Genomic DNA, 14,954 nt, shown 5'->3' on the forward strand with positions numbered 1-14,954 from the left:
AATATGCTTGTTGATAGTCATTGCCATCTAGACTTTGCAGATTTCGAGCCGGAGCGCGATGCGATTGTGCAACGCGCGCTTGATGCTGGCATCAAACGCATGGTCACGATTTCAACGCGTGTGCGCAAGTTCGATACGATCCGCGCACTCACGGAGAAATACGAAAGCGTCTATTGTTCGGTTGGCACCCATCCGAACAATGCGCATGAAGAACTTGATGTTACTGCCGACGATCTCGTGCGGCTGGCAGAGCATCCGAAAGTTGTCGCCATAGGCGAGGCGGGGCTTGATTATCATTATGATTATGCGCCGCCAGAAGCCCAACGTCAGGGCTTCCTCGTGCATATTGAAGCCGCTCGTCGTACGCAGTTACCGCTTGTGATCCACGCACGCAGTGCGGATCAGGAAATGGCCGATATTCTGGAAGCTGAGACGGCTAAGGGTGCATTTCCTTTCATCCTGCATTGCTTCTCATCAGGCAAAGCTTTGGCTGAAAAAGTCGTTGAACTGGGTGGTTATGTGTCGTTCTCCGGCATTCTGACCTTCAAGAACTCAGCTGACATTCGCGAAATAGCGCAGATCGTTCCGCGTGATCGTCTGCTGGTTGAGACAGATGCACCTTATCTCGCGCCGAAGCCGCATCGCGGAAGCCGCAATGAACCATCCTTCGTGCAGCATACAGCATCCGTTTTGGCTGAAACAATTGGCGTAAGCCGCGAGGAAATCGCTGACATTACCAGCGAAAATGTCTTCAGGCTTTTCTCCAAAATGCCAAAGCCTGCTGAGGGATAGTCATCGTGGTATCGCCTCGCAATTGTCTGCGTTTCACAATTCTCGGGTGCGGTTCGTCTCCCGGTGTGCCGCGTATCAATGGCGATTGGGGCAATTGCGATCCTCAGAATCCAAAGAACAAGCGTCGCCGTGCTGCTTTACTCGTTGAACGCTTCAATGCGGAGGGGAAAAGCACGGTCGTTGTTATCGACACTGGCCCGGACTTTCGCGACCAGATGATAGATGCAAAAGTGGCGTCGCTCGATGCTGCCATCTACACACATCCCCATGCCGACCATATTCACGGCATTGATGATCTCAGAACCTATGTCGTTGAAAACCGGCGGCTGATGGATGTCTATGCCAACCGGCTAACGCGCAACCGTCTGTTTGAAGCTTTCGGTTATTGTTTCGAGACACCAGTGGGATCGAGTTATCCGCCGATCTTGTCAATGCACGACATTATGGCTGAAACGCCTTTCTCAATTGCCGGAGCAGGTGGGGCGATCCGCTTTGAACCGTTTCGCCAAGTGCATGGCGATATTGAATCACTGGGCTTTCGGATTGGCAATGTCGTTTATTGCACCGATGTTAGCGCGTTCCCGGATGAGAGCCTGAAATATATCCGCCATGCCGATGTGCTGATTATCGGTGCTTTGCAATATCGCCCGCATCCAAGCCATTTCTCGCTGGAACAGGCACTGGAATGGATTGCGTTCTTCGGACCGAAACGCGCAATCCTGACGCACATGCATGTGCCGCTCGATTACGACACGGTCATGCGCGAGACGCCTGATTATGTCGAGCCCGGCTATGACGGGTTAAGCTTTGAAGTTCCAATGACATAAAAAAGGCCCGTTAAGGGCCTTTTTCTTTAATGGTTAGCTTTATCAGGCAACCGAACCCTTAACCGGGAACTGCATGACATTGCTCACTTCAGCTTCTTCTTCGTGAGCTTTTGCTGATTTGTCTTCAAGCTGCAAACCGCCAGCACGAAGCAGATCAGAGAAGCGGCCACCACGCGCAGCCAGTTCATCGAAACTGCCGCGTTCGACCAGATGGCCCTTGTCCATGAACAGAACAATATCGGCAGAGCGGACAGTCGAGAGACGGTGCGCAATGATAAAGGTCGTGCGGTTCTGGCTCAGATCATCAACGGCCTGCTTGACCTTTTCTTCGGTTTCGACGTCGAGCGCACTGGTGGCTTCATCAAGCACGAGGATTGGTGAATCCTTCAGGATAGCGCGGGCAATAGCCAGACGCTGACGTTCACCACCCGAAAGCTGCGAACCGCGTTCACCCACAATCGTGTCATAACCATTTCCCTTTGCGAGAATGAAGTCGTGCGCAGCAGCAGCTTTCGCGGCAGCATGAACCATGTCAGCAGAAGCATTCTCATTACCGACGCGGATGTTTTCTTCCACCGAACGGTTAAACAAACCGGCATCCTGAAAAACAGTCGCAATCGCGTGACGCAGCGAACGACGGCTGACAGTACGTGTGTCTGTACCATCTATCAGAATGCGACCGGCGGCGGGGTCAAACACACGCTGAAGAATATTGATCAGCGTCGTCTTGCCAGCACCCGTTGGACCAACGATAGCGACTGTTTGACCGGGCTTTACTTCAAATGACACATCATAGACGCCCTGACCCGAATTCGGGAATTCAAATGTCACATTGTCGAAAACAATGTCACCCTTAACGTTTTCAAGATCTGTCGCGTCCTGTGGCTCTTGACGATCAGCGGTCGCGTCTTCCATTTCGAAGAATTCTTCAAGCTTGGCACGCGCTGTTACCGTCTGGTTGATGAAGGCGCTGATCTGGTCGAGGCGGCCGATCATCAGCTGTGCGAAGCCAATAAAGGCAATTACGTCACCCACGCGCATCTGCCCCTTGGTCACGAAATATGCACCAAGCAGCAGCACGATAACCATCGAGAGTGTCGAAGCCATGCGGTTCAAACCGCTGGCTAGAGCCCACCAGTTAAGAACCGGAAACTGAACGTTTTCAAGGTTCTTCGCATATTCACGCAGGGACTTCGTTTCCGAAGAAATGCGATTATAGCTCTGCACAACCGAAACGTTGCTGATTGTATCGCTCACATGCTCAAACAATTTGTGGTGATGCTTTTCAACCGCTGCCTGACCGTCCTTGGTTTTGCGCATAACGAGCTGGCCGATCATTACATAAATGACACCAAGCACGACCAGCACCATGGACATGCGCATATCCATTGTCATGGCGACAGGAATTAGCGCGCCCAGAGCCACAACAGTGGTCAGGTGCTGGCGCATAAATTCAAGCCAGAGCGTAAAGAGCGAATCTGTTGCGCGGATCAGGGTGTGTAGCGCGTTCGACGTGCCGCGCTTCTGATGCCATGATAAAGGCATGGTGATTATGCGCTCATACGAGTCGATCATCACTCCCAAACGGCGGCGATGGGCGAGGCGGTCAGCCCCGCGCGCCACAAATACGGCTGCGATGATGTTAAATGCACCAAGTGCGGCCCACATGGCGAGCTGCGTAAAAATATCGCCCTTATCGGAGATAGCCTGAATGACCTGACCGAAAAGGATCGGTTCAGCCAGCATGACAAGGGCAACCAATACGCTTGCAATACACATGGTGATCGTTGCAGCTTTCTCCGCCGCAAGATATTCCATGGCTCGCCAGTAGATTTTGAGCAATGACACCTTAGCACTCCCGCTCGTTCTATTTCAGAGGACTACATGGTGCAGTCGCCCTATTCTATCAATATGCAATGATGGCAAGAAGTGGCGAATAGGTGAAAAGGTTGACCATAAATTAAAAACACATGTAACCGAGCGTGAAGACTCTGAAGCTCATTTGTGGCGGTGGTAAATGCTTTTATGCCTAGCAATCTGCCCTTTGCGCGTCTATTGACAGTCATAAAAGAGCGGCACGCAAGGCTTGTGCCCCAAAGAAGTATTGATCGGGTTTTCTCCATGGCAGGCGTTGAACAAAAAACTGTGGCTACAGACGAGGCTGGTATGCGCCTTGATCGTTGGTTCAAGGTCCACTTTCCGGGGCTCGGCTTTGGACACCTGCAAAAGCTGCTGCGCTCCGGTCAGGTTCGCGTTGATGGTGGGCGCGCAAAGTCAGACACACGTTTGCAGGCTGGCCAGTCGGTCCGCATTCCGCCGATTGGTGGCGATGAAACGCCAACTGGCCCCGTGACAGCGCGTACCATTCGCTCTCAGGATGATGGCGATGTTCTGAAGCAAATGCTGATTTATGAAGATCCGAAGGTCTATGTTTTCAACAAGCCTGCGGGTCTGGCAGTGCAGGGCGGTTCCGGCCTTGTTCGTCATGTCGATGGCATGCTGGAAGCGTGGCGCAATAAAAAAGGCGAAAAGCCTCGCCTAGTGCATCGTATCGACCGTGATACGTCAGGCTGCCTTGTTGTTGCAAAAACACGTGGCGCTGCACAGGCACTAACCGCCGCATTCCGCGAACGTGATACCAAGAAAACCTATTGGGCTTTGGTGAAGGGCGTTCCACGTAAGCGCGAGGACAAGATTTCTACCTGGCTTGTCAAAGAGCAGACGCCGGATGGCGACAAAATGCGCGTTTGCCAGCATGGTGAACCGGATTCCGATCATGCTGTCTCTTATTACCGGATCATCGAGAAGGTCGGCAACAATCTGACCTGGCTTGAGATGGAACCTTACACAGGCCGCACGCATCAGCTGCGCGTTCATGCGGCGCATATTGGTCATCCGATTATTGGCGATCCAAAATACTTCGAAGCTGACCAAAACTGGGAATTCCCCGGCGGCATTCAGAAGAAACTCCATCTTCATGCACGACGCATTCGCATTCCAAATCCATCTGGCGGCATGATCGACGTCACCGCTCCACTGCCACCGCACATGGTGCAGTCATGGAACTTGCTGGGCTTTGATGAGGCAGACACGGAAGAGTAAACATGTCGGGTGCTGGAGGGGAATCGGCAGCGGGAACAGTTCCGGGCAAGGCGGCATTTGACGGGCTGGCAATAGCGCTTGTCATGTTCATCATGTTCACATGGGGGCTCAATCAAGTTGCTATTAAGATCGGCAATCGCGGTTTTAATCCCATGCTTATGGCCGCCGGACGTTCTGCATTGGGCGGGGTTTGTGTCTTCCTTTGGTGTTATTGGAAGCATATTCCGCTTTTCAGGCGCGACGGAACGTTAAAGCCCGGCATTCTGGCTGGGCTTTTGTTTGGCGTTGAATTCGTTCTGATCTTTCTGGCGATGGAGCTGACAAGCGTTGGGCGTGTCGCCCTTTTGATGAATGTCATGCCATTCTGGGTGGCAATCGGCAGTCATTTTCTGTTGGGCGAACGCATGTCGATGCGCGCCTTTATCGGCATGTGCGTGGCATTCTTCGGTGTCGTGATCGTATTCGCCGACAATAGCAGTCGGCCCGGACCTTATGCGCTCTATGGTGATATTCTGGCACTGATATCTGGTATGTTATGGGGGATGACGACGATTGTCATCAAACGTTCGAAGCTTGCAAGTGCTGCACCTGAAAAGACCTTGCTTTATCAGCTGGCTGTCGCAGCAATTGTGCCGCTGCCATTCATGTTTCTAAGCGGCCCCTTGATCCGCGAGCCTGATTTGCTTTCGGTTCTGTCATTTCTGTTTCAATCGATGTTCGTGGTGGCCGTTACCTATCCTCTGTGGTTCTGGATGATAAGTCGTTATCCCGCTTCCAAATTGTCAAACTTTGCATTTCTGACGCCTGCGTTTGGCGTGTTGTTAAGCGGATTGCTACTCAATGAGACACTTGGCTGGAAAATCTTTGCAGCACTGGCTCTGATCGGACTTGGCCTCATTATTATCAACCGACGCGGAAAAGCCGGAGCAACTTCATGAAACTCGTTCTCTTTGATTGCGACGGAACACTTGTCGATAGTGGCGACACTATCCACCATTGCATGGCTGCAAGTTTTAAAGATGCAGGACTGACGCCGCCGGAAATTGAGCAAACCCATTCGATCATTGGTCTTTCATTGCCAATTGCTATTGCGCAATTGCTTGGCCGCGAAGTTGACGAACAGGCATATTGGCTCACGCAGCGTTACAAGGAAAATTTTGTAAAGTACCGTCAGAATCCTGATTTCGCAGAGCCGCTTTATGACGGTATTCTGCCACTTCTGACTGAGCTTGGTAGTCGCGATGATCTGTTGCTAGGCATTGTCACCGGCAAGTCGCAGCGTGGCGTGCGTTCGATTTTTGAACGACATGGCATTGGACATCATTTCGTGACTGTTCGTACTGCCGATAATTGCCCGTCCAAGCCTCATCCGGCTATGGTGCTTGAATCCTGTGCCGAAATGGGGATAGAACCAGAGCGAACAATCGTGATCGGTGATGCGATTTACGATATGCAAATGGCTCGTTCAGCGGGTGCGCGTGCCGCTGGTGTTTCTTGGGGCTACCATAAGCCTGATGCACTGAAAGATGCAGGCGCCCACCATGTCATGAACAAGCCTGAAGAACTCCATGCAATTTTGCATGAAATGGATGCCTTCGCATCCTGACCAACAACAATTGGATAGTATTATGCGCGACACTCTGAGCGATCCCCAAGCTGAAATGCCGATCTCGCAAACCGACCCGGTAAAGCGCTCGCAGGAACTGATGCGCACACCTTTGCCAAAACGGTTTTATGAAAAGGCGGAAGTGGCTGAAACCGAAGGCGGTTTCACGGTGCATCTGGATGGTCGCCCGGTTAAAACACCTGCGCGTGCAGTTTTGCTTTTGCCAACAGCGCAAGCGGCAGAAATCGTTGCAGAAGAGTTTCGCGCACAGGTAGAAGTTATCGATCCTTCCAAGATGCCTGCAACGCGTCTGGTGAACACAGCAATCGACGGCATTGCGCAAGACCCGCAGGCGGTTTTCGAAGATATTCTGCGCTTTGCTGGCACCGACATGATCTGTTACCGCGCCGCGAGCCCGAAAGAGCTTGTTGCTCGCCAGACCGAACAATGGTGTCCGCTGATCGACTGGGCCGAAAGCCTCGGCGCACGTTTTGCACTGGCCGAAGGCGTGATGCATGTTGAACAGTCCCGCGAAGCAATTGCAGCTTTTGGCGTTCATCTGACAGAATTTAGAAATCCGATTGCGCTGGCTTCGCTCCACACCATGACCACACTGACGGGCTCCGCACTCATTGCATTGGCAATTGCTAAGGGCGAATTGTCTGTAGAAGACGGCTGGAAGCGTGCGCATCTCGATGAAGACTGGACTGTCGAGCATTGGGGTGAAGACGCAGAAGCACAAGCGCGTCGCAAGACCCGTCACGGAGAAATGCTGGTTGCAGCCCGCGTGTTGCAGGCGCTCTAGTTATTATTTAGCTAATAAGCGTAGTTTATTGATAGAAATAGAAAACCCGGCTTGCGCCGGGTTTTCTTTCGCGTGCATTTTGCACGTCGTTCCCCTCGGTAACCGTCTTAATCGATGCGGGCCGTTGCCGACCCGCAGTAGCGATTAAACCGAGTAGTACATGTCGAACTCGACTGGATGCGGCGTTGTTTCATAACGCAGCACTTCAGCCATTTTGAGTTCGATGAAGCTGTCGATCTGATCGTCTTCAAACACGCCGCCAGCCTTGAGGAACTCGCGATCCTTGTCGAGTGCCTGCAGAGCTTCACGAAGCGAACCGCAAACCGTTGGGATCTTCTTGAGTTCCTTTGCAGGCAGATCGTAAAGATCCTTGTCCATAGCCTGACCTGGATGAATCTTGTTCTTGATACCGTCAAGACCAGCCATCAGCAGAGCTGCAAAGCACAGATATGGGTTTGCCGATGGATCAGGGAAACGAACTTCAAGGCGCTTTGACTTCGGCGACGAGCCGAAAGGAATGCGGCAGGAAGCCGAGCGGTTGCGAGCCGAGTAAGCCAGCAGAACTGGAGCTTCATAACCTGGAACCAGGCGCTTGTAGGAGTTGGTTGATGGGTTCGTGAATGCGTTTACAGCCTTAGCGTGCTTGATAACGCCGCCGATGAAGAACAGGCAGTTTTCCGACAGGCCAGCATATTCATTGCCAGCGAAAGTTGGCTTGCCATCTTTCCAGATCGAGAAGTGAACGTGCATACCAGAGCCGTTGTCACCGAAAACTGGCTTTGGCATGAAGGTTGCAGTTTTGCCATAGGCATTAGCGACCTGATGCACGACATATTTCTGGATCTGCATCTTGTCGGCATTGCGTACCAGCGTGTCGAATTTCGTGCCAAGTTCGTGCTGTGCAGAAGCGACTTCGTGGTGATGCTTTTCAACGGTTACGCCCATTTCCGTCAGAACGGTGAGCATTTCGGAGCGCATATCCTGAAGGCTGTCCACTGGTGGAACCGGGAAATAGCCACCCTTAACGCGTGGACGATGACCCATATTGCCAGTTTCGTAATCGGTATCGTCGTTCGAAGGCAGTTCGGTCGAGTCGAGCTTGAAGCCGGTGTTGAATGGATCAACCTTAAACTTCACATCATCGAAGACGAAGAATTCAGCTTCCGGGCCAACATAAACGGTATCGCCGATGTTGAGCGACTTCATGTAGGATTCCGCCTTCTTTGCAGTCCCGCGTGGATCGCGGCCATAAGCTTCACCCGAAATCGGATCAAGAATGTCGCAGAGAATAACCAGCGTGGACTGTGCGAAGAATGGATCAATGTGGGCTGTTTCTGGATCTGGCTTCAGAACCATGTCGGATTCGTTGATAGCCTTCCAGCCGCCAATCGAAGAGCCGTCGAACATAACGCCGTCTTCAAACATTTCTTCGTCGACGAGGCCAACATCCATCGTGACGTGATGCAGCTTGCCCTTTGGGTCGGTGAAGCGAAGGTCAACAAACTTTACGTCGTTGTCTTTGATCTGTTTCAGAATGTCATTGGCAGTCGTCATTTTGGTATCCTGTTTGCACGGCTGTGTTCGGTAGACTTGGGTCGGAAGACTTCGGTCGATAGTTTGATTGGGTTAAATCGCGTCCACGCCGGATTCGCCGGTACGGATACGAATAACTTCTTCGATATTGGAAACGAAAATCTTACCGTCGCCAATACGGCCTGTCTGGGCCGCTTTGCGAATAGCTTCAATAGCGCCATCAACAGTTTCGTCAGCGACGATGACTTCGACTTTTACCTTGGGAAGAAAATCAACGACATATTCTGCACCGCGATAAAGTTCAGTATGGCCTTTCTGACGGCCGAAACCCTTGGCTTCAATGACCGTAATACCCTGCAAGCCGACTTCCTGAAGGGCTTCCTTCACTTCATCGAGTTTGAAAGGTTTAATAATGGCTTCGATCTTTTTCATCAGAGAATTGTCTCCGCTCTTGTTCGGAAATGGACATTGTGCCCGTTTCGCTGAAATAGAAGCATGAACTGTGCCAACTTATTTGTCGTTTGTCGAATTTTTAAAAACATGCGCTGATTTGGGAGGTTTTTCCCATATTTCTGCATCTAAACCGCTAGAAATGCGGCTAAACGCGAGGCTAGCGCATTTTTTAAATTTCAAAAGTTCAAGTTCTTCGTCGCAGACTGGCATTATTATGAGCATCTACACAAGCTGCTCTGCGAGAAAGATTTTTAACAAGGTTTCAATCTCGTTAGCGGTGATTAAAAAATAGGCGAAATGCAATAAACTTCATCAGGCTTGCGCAAATTCGTCTGCCGCGTAATTAATAACGTTCATTGCAGAGGAAGGTGCCGCTTATGTTTGAACTCTTGACGCCGGAGCAAATGTCGCGTGCAGATGCTATAACCATCGATAGCGGCAAGCGAGACGGTTTTTCTCTCATGCTTGCGGCTGGCCATGCAGTTGCTGAAGTGGCGCGGAGTATGTTTTCCGCACGAGGACCAATCGCAATTCTATGCGGGCCGGGGAACAACGGCGGTGATGGCTATGTTGCAGCACAGTTCCTTATAGAAGCGGGACGCGAAGTCATTTGTTTTGGAACGAAGCAGCCGCGTGAGCGAAGTAATGCAATGCGCGCCCTTCATTTTTACAAAGGAGAAGTTCACCGCCTAAGCGCGATGGTGCCGACTGATTTCGTCGGCATTATAGATGCGCTCTATGGTGCGGGCTTGTCACGTCCGGTCGATGGCGTTGAGGCGCGTGTTATCGACAGGGTGAATGCATCAGATATTCCGGTTCTTGCTGTCGATTTGCCAAGCGGTATTTCGGGCTTTAACGGGCGGGTGCTTGGTAATGCCATCAACGCACGCGCAACTGTAACCTTCTTCCGCAAAAAGCCCGGACATCTTTTACAACCCGGTCGCACGCATTGTGGTGTGCTTCATGTTGCAGACATTGGCATCTTGGATAATGTGCTCGACAAGATTGCGCCAAATACATTTGAAAACGCGCCAGAACTTTGGCGGGATCAATTACCAGCACTGTCAATCAACGCGCATAAATATAGTCGCGGTCATGCCGTTGTTTTTTCTGGCCCGGAACATTCAACAGGCGCAGCGCGACTGTCCGCCATGGCTGCTGCACGCAGTGGTTCAGGGGCTGTTACTCTTCTGTCGCCACCTCACGCGTTTGCAACAAATGCGGCTCATCTGACGAGCATAATGGTGCGCGAGACGCGCAGTATCAAAGATGTTGAAGCATTCCTGATTGATCGCAAGGTTGCAGCCTGTGTTCTCGGCCCAGGCTATGGCAGTGCCAAGTTTGCGCGCGATCACGCTCCGTTACTTCTGTCAGCAGCGAATAATCGCGCGGAACATTTAAAGGGATTGGTACTTGATGCGGACGGCATAACCGCTTTCGAGGAGAGGCCTGAACAACTTTTCAACGCAAAACGCAGCGATCACACAGCGCTCGTACTCACTCCGCATGAAGGAGAGTTTCGACGTTTATTTCCCGATATTGCTGCGGATTCCGAAACATCAAAACCGGATAAGGCACGCCAGGCAGCCAAACGTGCCAATGCTGTGGTGATTTATAAGGGGCCAGATACAGTCATCGCAGCACAAGATGGACGTGCGGCCATCAATGCTAATGGCACGCCACTCTTAGCGACAGCCGGATCGGGCGATGTGCTTGCTGGCATCATATGCGGACTGCTCTCACAAGGAATGCCAGCTTTTGAAGCCGCATGCGCTGCGGTCTGGATACACGCTGATGCGGCACGTCGTTTCGGTCATGGCCTTATTGCCGAGGATTTACCGCTGCAACTGCCTGCTGTCTGGTCAGCTCTTGAGCGATCAGCGTCTTGAAATGCGGCTGTTTCCGTTGCCCACGTCGACGGTGATACTACCGGAAACTGACACATCCGTATTACCAACGCGGAAGTTTTTCCATGTTCCGCCTTGCTGATTGTCGGGTTCAGGCGCAGGCGGTGGCGCTGATACGATCGGCGTTTGCGGCTTTACCCCCGGCAGGCCAGTAGGCGCAGGTTCATTTGCAAAAGCAAATGCTGATATTGTTGTCGAGAAAACGGTGGTAAGCATAAGTAATCTATTCATAATCATACTCCCTTACACCTTATCTGCGACGGCCTCTAAAAGCTGGTCCGCCATTTCGAGCGTAAATTCATCATAATGCGAAATGACGCGGCTCGGTTCGTAATGCTGAACTGGCAAATCAGTATATCCGAAATCGACCGCCACGACAGGAATGCCTGCTGCCTTCGCAGTATCAATATCGGTACGGCTATCACCAACCATGATAGCGAGGTCGCGATTACCGCCTGCAAGAGCGATGGTTTCCGTCAAATGACGAGGGTCAGGCTTGCGGAATGCGAATGTATCTGCGCCGCAAATAGCAGCGAAACGATTCGCTTCACCCATTGCCTTCAGCAACTTTACTGCCAGCGCTTCAAACTTATTTGTACAAACTGCCAGCGTATAGCCATTCGCACTGAAGCGATCCATGGCTTCAAGCACGCCCGGATAGAACGATGAATGTCCCGGCATATTTGCGCTATAATGCGCGCGAAATTTTTCAACCAACTCATCCAGCTTCGCGTCATCGACCTGCTTTTGCTGGGCTGCAAAAGCGCGTTCAATCATAACGCGTCCGCCTTGGCCGACAAAGCGACGAAGTGCGCCATGATCTGCTGTCTTTAAACCGGAAATCGAAAGGCAATGATTTAAGCTATCCAGAAGGTCCGGTGCAGTTTCAACCAATGTTCCGTCGAGATCGAACACAATGATTGGTTTTGAATTGGCAGCGAACATAATGTTTCCTTCTGGAATTGATCTGTGCATTGCTAGCTGATCTTTCAGATAGGCTCAAGTTTGTGTCTTCTCAAGACAACGCTGAAACAAGAGTTCATCGCAAAAATAACGATAAATTGTATTGAGAGCTTTGTTGCGTTGGCCACGCATGCTAGAGGCGTTGCCGGAGAAGGATGAAAATCCGCTGGGAAGACAGGAATTCTGAGCATGGATGAAGCACGCAAGCTGAAAATCGCCGCCGCTGCCGAGGCATTGACGCACGTCAAAGACGGAATGCGTCTTGGAATTGGCACCGGCTCTACCGCAGAAGAATTTGTGCGCCTGCTGGCTGAAAAGGTGAAAAGCGGTTTCAAGGTTATTGGCGTGCCGACATCGGAGCGCACCGCAGAACTCTGTGCTGACCTTGGTATTGCGCTGACAACGCTTGAAGAAACGCCACATCTTGATCTGACAATTGATGGCGCTGATGAGGTTGATCCAAACCTGTCGCTTATCAAAGGCGGCGGTGGCGCTTTGCTTCGCGAGAAGATCGTAGCAACTGCGTCTGATTCGATGATCGTTATTGCCGACGGATCGAAAGTTGTTGAAACACTCGGCCGTTTTCCTTTGCCAATCGAAGTCAATCGCTTTGGCCTTAAAGCGACTTTGCTCGGTATTGAGGCTGCCGCAGCGCAATGTGGTCTTGCAGGTCCACTCGTCCTGCGGTTAAAAGATGGCGCGCCATTTGTAACGGATGGTGGACATTATATCGTGGATGCATCTTTTGGCCGCATTCCCGATCCAAAGATTCTTTCTGACGCTCTCTTCGCCATACCGGGTGTTGTTGAGCACGGACTTTTTATCGGACTGGCACGCGCCGCAATCATCGCTGGCGCTGACGGTATCCGAACCATGAACCGGCCTTGAGGGGCCGATACGAATTGTTTGAACGGAGTACCGACCATATGATCCCGGCAACTGGCTTCCGCCGTCTGATTGCACCGTTTTCCGCACTTGTCTTGATGTCAGGCATCCATGCGGCATCTGCGCAGGAAATTTCTGCCTCGCATCTCGATGCTGCCCGCGCGGCAATCGCTTCGATTCAGGCAACTGAACAGTTCGACGAAATTCTGCCAAGCGCGGCACGCGCTCTCAAGGGTGAGCTGATCCAGAAGGATCCAAACCTTGAAGCGCTCATCACGAAGACCGTTGATGACAAGGCTATTGCTTTGGCTGCACGCCGCGCTGATCTCGAAACCGAATCTGCCCGCGCTTATGCCAATGCGTTCAGCGAAGATGAACTCAAGGCAATCGCTGCGTTCTACACATCGGATGCGGGCAAGAAGCTTCTTGCAGAAGGTCCAATCGTAACCCGTGAAGTCGTGAAAGCTGCAAATATCTGGCAGAACGGCATTGCCCGCGATCTCGCGACCTCTGTTGCAGAAGTTCTCGCAGCACAGGCTGGTGCCGCTGCTGCTCCTGAGCAGCCAGCTCAGTAATATTTTGCGATAGTCACGTAGAATTTAAAAGCCCGGCGACTTGGCCGGGCTTTTTCTTTTGCTTACATAAGTCGAAGAAACAGATTTGAATGGAGAGTTCCATGGCCGGTTATGATTATGATCTTTTTGTTATCGGCGGTGGCTCCGGTGGTGTACGGGCAGGGCGACTAGCCGGTGCCATGGGCAAAAAGGTTGGTCTGGCCGAAGAATATCGCATGGGCGGAACCTGCGTCATTCGTGGCTGTGTTCCTAAAAAGCTGTTTGTCTATGCTTCGCAATTTCCAGAGCATTTTGAAGATGCAGCTGGCTATGGCTGGGATGTCGGCAAATCAAGCTTTGACTGGAAGAAGCTTATTGAAGCCAAAGACAAAGAAATTGACCGGCTTGAAGGCCTTTATCGCAAAGGTCTGGAAAACTCGAAGGTCGAGATTTTTGCAAGCCGTGCAGAACTGATTGATGCTCATACGATTGAACTGAAAGCTGATGGTCGCCGTGTCACTGCCGATCAGATTCTGATTGCAACTGGTGGCTTTGCCAGTGTGCATGAATCCCTGCCGGGCGCAGAATATTGCATCACCTCCAATGAAGCGTTTCATCTCGAAAAATTGCCAAAGGCCATCGTTATTGCTGGCGGTGGCTATATTGCTGTCGAGTTTGCCAATATTTTTCATGGGCTTGGCGTTGAAACCACAATTGTCTATCGCGGCAAAGAAATCCTGTCGCGCTTTGATCATGATCTGCGTCATCTGCTGCATGAAACCATGGAAGCCAAGGGCATCCGCATTATATGCGGGGCGGTGTTCGAGAAGGTTGAAAAACAGGCTAATGGCGAGCTGAAAGTTTTGCTGACCAATGGTGAAACACTGAATGTCGGTCAGGTGATGATGGCAATTGGGCGTAAGCCCAACACAAAGGGTCTCGGCCTCGAAAAAGCTGGCGTTAAAACAGACGCGCTCGGCGCAATCGAAGTGGATGACTATTCACGCACCAGTGCGTCAAACATCTGGGCCGTGGGTGACGTCATCAATCGCGTTCAGCTGACCCCGGTGGCCATCCATGAAGCCATGTGCTTCCTTGAAACCGCGTTTAAAAACAATCCGACCAAGCCTGATCACGACCTGATTGCTACAGCAGTGTTCTCGCAGCCTGAAATCGGCACCGTCGGCTTGCCGGAAGATGAAGCCGCCAAGAAATATGCTGAGCTGGAAATCTATCGCGCACTTTTCCGCCCGATGAAGAACACGCTTTCGGGCCGCAATGAAAAGATGCTGATGAAGCTCATTGTGGATGCTGAAAGCCGCAAGGTTGTCGGTGCTCACATCATGGGGCCGGATGCAGGCGAAATGGCGCAATTGCTGGGAATTTCTTTGAAGGCTGGTGCAACCAAAGATGACTTCGACCGCACCATGGCCGTGCATCCGACAGCAGCGGAAGAGCTGGTCACCATGTATAAGCCGACCTACCGTGTTGTGAATGGCAAGAAGGTCGAAAACTGAACTTTCGTAT

The 14,954-nt window shown here is 51.6% G+C and carries 15 protein-coding genes; 10 read left to right on the forward strand and 5 right to left on the reverse strand.

Annotated elements, in window-relative coordinates; genetic code table 11:
* The first annotated feature begins 3 nt into the window (after positions 1–3).
* On the forward strand, positions 4–792 hold the full coding sequence (locus RI570_RS00390; RefSeq protein WP_313826465.1) for a TatD family hydrolase: 789 nt from the start codon (positions 4–6) through the stop codon (positions 790–792).
* 5 nt (positions 793–797) lie between these two features.
* A complete protein-coding gene (locus RI570_RS00395) occupies positions 798–1,619 on the forward strand; it encodes an MBL fold metallo-hydrolase (protein ID WP_313826466.1) in 822 nt (273 codons plus the stop codon).
* Between the two features lie 42 nt (positions 1,620–1,661).
* On the opposite strand, the gene RI570_RS00400 is transcribed toward RI570_RS00395, so the two are convergent.
* The gene (locus RI570_RS00400) at positions 1,662–3,467 is read right to left on the reverse strand and encodes a glucan ABC transporter ATP-binding protein/ permease (RefSeq protein ID WP_313826467.1); all 1,806 of its coding nucleotides are present in this window, start codon (positions 3,465–3,467) and stop codon (positions 1,662–1,664) included.
* 273 nt (positions 3,468–3,740) lie between these two features.
* Here RI570_RS00400 and RI570_RS00405 point away from each other — a divergent pair, with 273 nt between their 5' ends.
* The 4 genes from RI570_RS00405 to RI570_RS00420 are packed head-to-tail and all read left to right on the forward strand — an operon-like array spanning position 3,741 to position 7,132.
* Entirely contained in the window at positions 3,741–4,721 is a 981-nt protein-coding gene (locus RI570_RS00405) for an RluA family pseudouridine synthase (RefSeq protein WP_310010134.1), read from the forward strand.
* 2 nt (positions 4,722–4,723) lie between these two features.
* Positions 4,724–5,659, forward strand: coding sequence for a DMT family transporter (locus RI570_RS00410; RefSeq protein WP_313826468.1), 936 nt, complete (start codon positions 4,724–4,726; stop codon positions 5,657–5,659).
* Positions 5,656–6,327: an HAD-IA family hydrolase gene (locus RI570_RS00415; protein WP_313826469.1), complete on the forward strand. Its 672-nt coding sequence runs from the start codon at positions 5,656–5,658 to the stop codon at positions 6,325–6,327. The genes RI570_RS00410 and RI570_RS00415 overlap by 4 nt, the downstream gene beginning before the upstream one ends.
* 22 nt (positions 6,328–6,349) lie before the next feature.
* On the forward strand, positions 6,350–7,132 hold the full coding sequence (locus RI570_RS00420; RefSeq protein ID WP_313826470.1) for an ATP12 family chaperone protein: 783 nt from the start codon (positions 6,350–6,352) through the stop codon (positions 7,130–7,132).
* A 144-nt stretch (positions 7,133–7,276) separates the two neighbouring features.
* Here RI570_RS00420 and glnA read toward each other — a convergent pair whose 3' ends face one another.
* Both glnA and RI570_RS00430 read right to left on the reverse strand, forming a co-directional pair.
* Positions 7,277–8,686, reverse strand: a complete 1,410-nt coding sequence (glnA, locus tag RI570_RS00425) for a type I glutamate--ammonia ligase (protein ID WP_313826471.1) — start codon at positions 8,684–8,686, stop codon at positions 7,277–7,279.
* A gap of 72 nt (positions 8,687–8,758) precedes the next feature.
* The gene (locus RI570_RS00430) at positions 8,759–9,097 is read right to left on the reverse strand and encodes a P-II family nitrogen regulator (RefSeq protein ID WP_007874909.1); all 339 of its coding nucleotides are present in this window, start codon (positions 9,095–9,097) and stop codon (positions 8,759–8,761) included.
* A gap of 398 nt (positions 9,098–9,495) precedes the next feature.
* Here RI570_RS00430 and RI570_RS00435 point away from each other — a divergent pair, with 398 nt between their 5' ends.
* Positions 9,496–11,007 carry an NAD(P)H-hydrate dehydratase gene (locus RI570_RS00435; RefSeq protein WP_313826472.1) on the forward strand — a complete coding sequence of 504 codons (1,512 nt, stop codon included), beginning with the start codon at positions 9,496–9,498 and terminating at the stop codon, positions 11,005–11,007.
* On the opposite strand, the gene RI570_RS00440 is transcribed toward RI570_RS00435, so the two are convergent.
* Positions 10,996–11,262 (reverse strand): hypothetical protein, encoded by a 267-nt coding sequence (locus RI570_RS00440; RefSeq protein ID WP_313826473.1) that lies wholly within the window; start codon positions 11,260–11,262, stop codon positions 10,996–10,998. The two genes, RI570_RS00435 and RI570_RS00440, sit on opposite strands and share 12 nt — an antisense overlap.
* A 6-nt stretch (positions 11,263–11,268) precedes the next feature.
* On the reverse strand, positions 11,269–11,970 hold the full coding sequence (locus tag RI570_RS00445; protein WP_313826474.1) for an HAD family hydrolase: 702 nt from the start codon (positions 11,968–11,970) through the stop codon (positions 11,269–11,271).
* A 207-nt stretch (positions 11,971–12,177) separates the two neighbouring features.
* Between RI570_RS00445 and rpiA the strand changes: the two genes are divergently transcribed.
* From rpiA to gor, 3 genes are all read left to right on the forward strand, one after another.
* The gene (rpiA, locus tag RI570_RS00450) at positions 12,178–12,876 is read left to right on the forward strand and encodes a ribose-5-phosphate isomerase RpiA (RefSeq protein ID WP_313826475.1); all 699 of its coding nucleotides are present in this window, start codon (positions 12,178–12,180) and stop codon (positions 12,874–12,876) included.
* Between the two features lie 38 nt (positions 12,877–12,914).
* A complete protein-coding gene (locus RI570_RS00455) occupies positions 12,915–13,448 on the forward strand; it encodes a DUF2059 domain-containing protein (RefSeq protein ID WP_250040769.1) in 534 nt (177 codons plus the stop codon).
* Between the two features lie 101 nt (positions 13,449–13,549).
* The gene (gor, locus tag RI570_RS00460; RefSeq protein ID WP_313826476.1) at positions 13,550–14,944 is read left to right on the forward strand and encodes a glutathione-disulfide reductase; all 1,395 of its coding nucleotides are present in this window, start codon (positions 13,550–13,552) and stop codon (positions 14,942–14,944) included.
* Positions 14,945–14,954: the final 10 nt, after the last annotated feature.

The sequence above is a fragment of the Brucella pseudogrignonensis genome (assembly GCF_032190615.1).
GTDB lineage: Bacteria > Pseudomonadota > Alphaproteobacteria > Rhizobiales > Rhizobiaceae > Brucella > Brucella pseudogrignonensis_B.

Coding starts and splice junctions, on each gene's coding strand:
- rpiA (WP_313826475.1), top strand. CDS start 12,178: ATGGATGAAGCACGCAAGCTGAAAATCGCCGCCGCTGCCGAGGCATTG.
- RI570_RS00440 (WP_313826473.1), bottom strand. CDS start 11,262: ATGATTATGAATAGATTACTTATGCTTACCACCGTTTTCTCGACAACA.
- RI570_RS00405 (WP_310010134.1), top strand. CDS start 3,741: ATGGCAGGCGTTGAACAAAAAACTGTGGCTACAGACGAGGCTGGTATG.
- RI570_RS00410 (WP_313826468.1), top strand. CDS start 4,724: ATGTCGGGTGCTGGAGGGGAATCGGCAGCGGGAACAGTTCCGGGCAAG.
- RI570_RS00430 (WP_007874909.1), bottom strand. CDS start 9,097: ATGAAAAAGATCGAAGCCATTATTAAACCTTTCAAACTCGATGAAGTG.
- gor (WP_313826476.1), top strand. CDS start 13,550: ATGGCCGGTTATGATTATGATCTTTTTGTTATCGGCGGTGGCTCCGGT.
- RI570_RS00455 (WP_250040769.1), top strand. CDS start 12,915: ATGATCCCGGCAACTGGCTTCCGCCGTCTGATTGCACCGTTTTCCGCA.
- glnA (WP_313826471.1), bottom strand. CDS start 8,686: ATGACGACTGCCAATGACATTCTGAAACAGATCAAAGACAACGACGTA.
- RI570_RS00390 (WP_313826465.1), top strand. CDS start 4: ATGCTTGTTGATAGTCATTGCCATCTAGACTTTGCAGATTTCGAGCCG.
- RI570_RS00415 (WP_313826469.1), top strand. CDS start 5,656: ATGAAACTCGTTCTCTTTGATTGCGACGGAACACTTGTCGATAGTGGC.
- RI570_RS00445 (WP_313826474.1), bottom strand. CDS start 11,970: ATGTTCGCTGCCAATTCAAAACCAATCATTGTGTTCGATCTCGACGGA.
- RI570_RS00435 (WP_313826472.1), top strand. CDS start 9,496: ATGTTTGAACTCTTGACGCCGGAGCAAATGTCGCGTGCAGATGCTATA.
- RI570_RS00420 (WP_313826470.1), top strand. CDS start 6,350: ATGCGCGACACTCTGAGCGATCCCCAAGCTGAAATGCCGATCTCGCAA.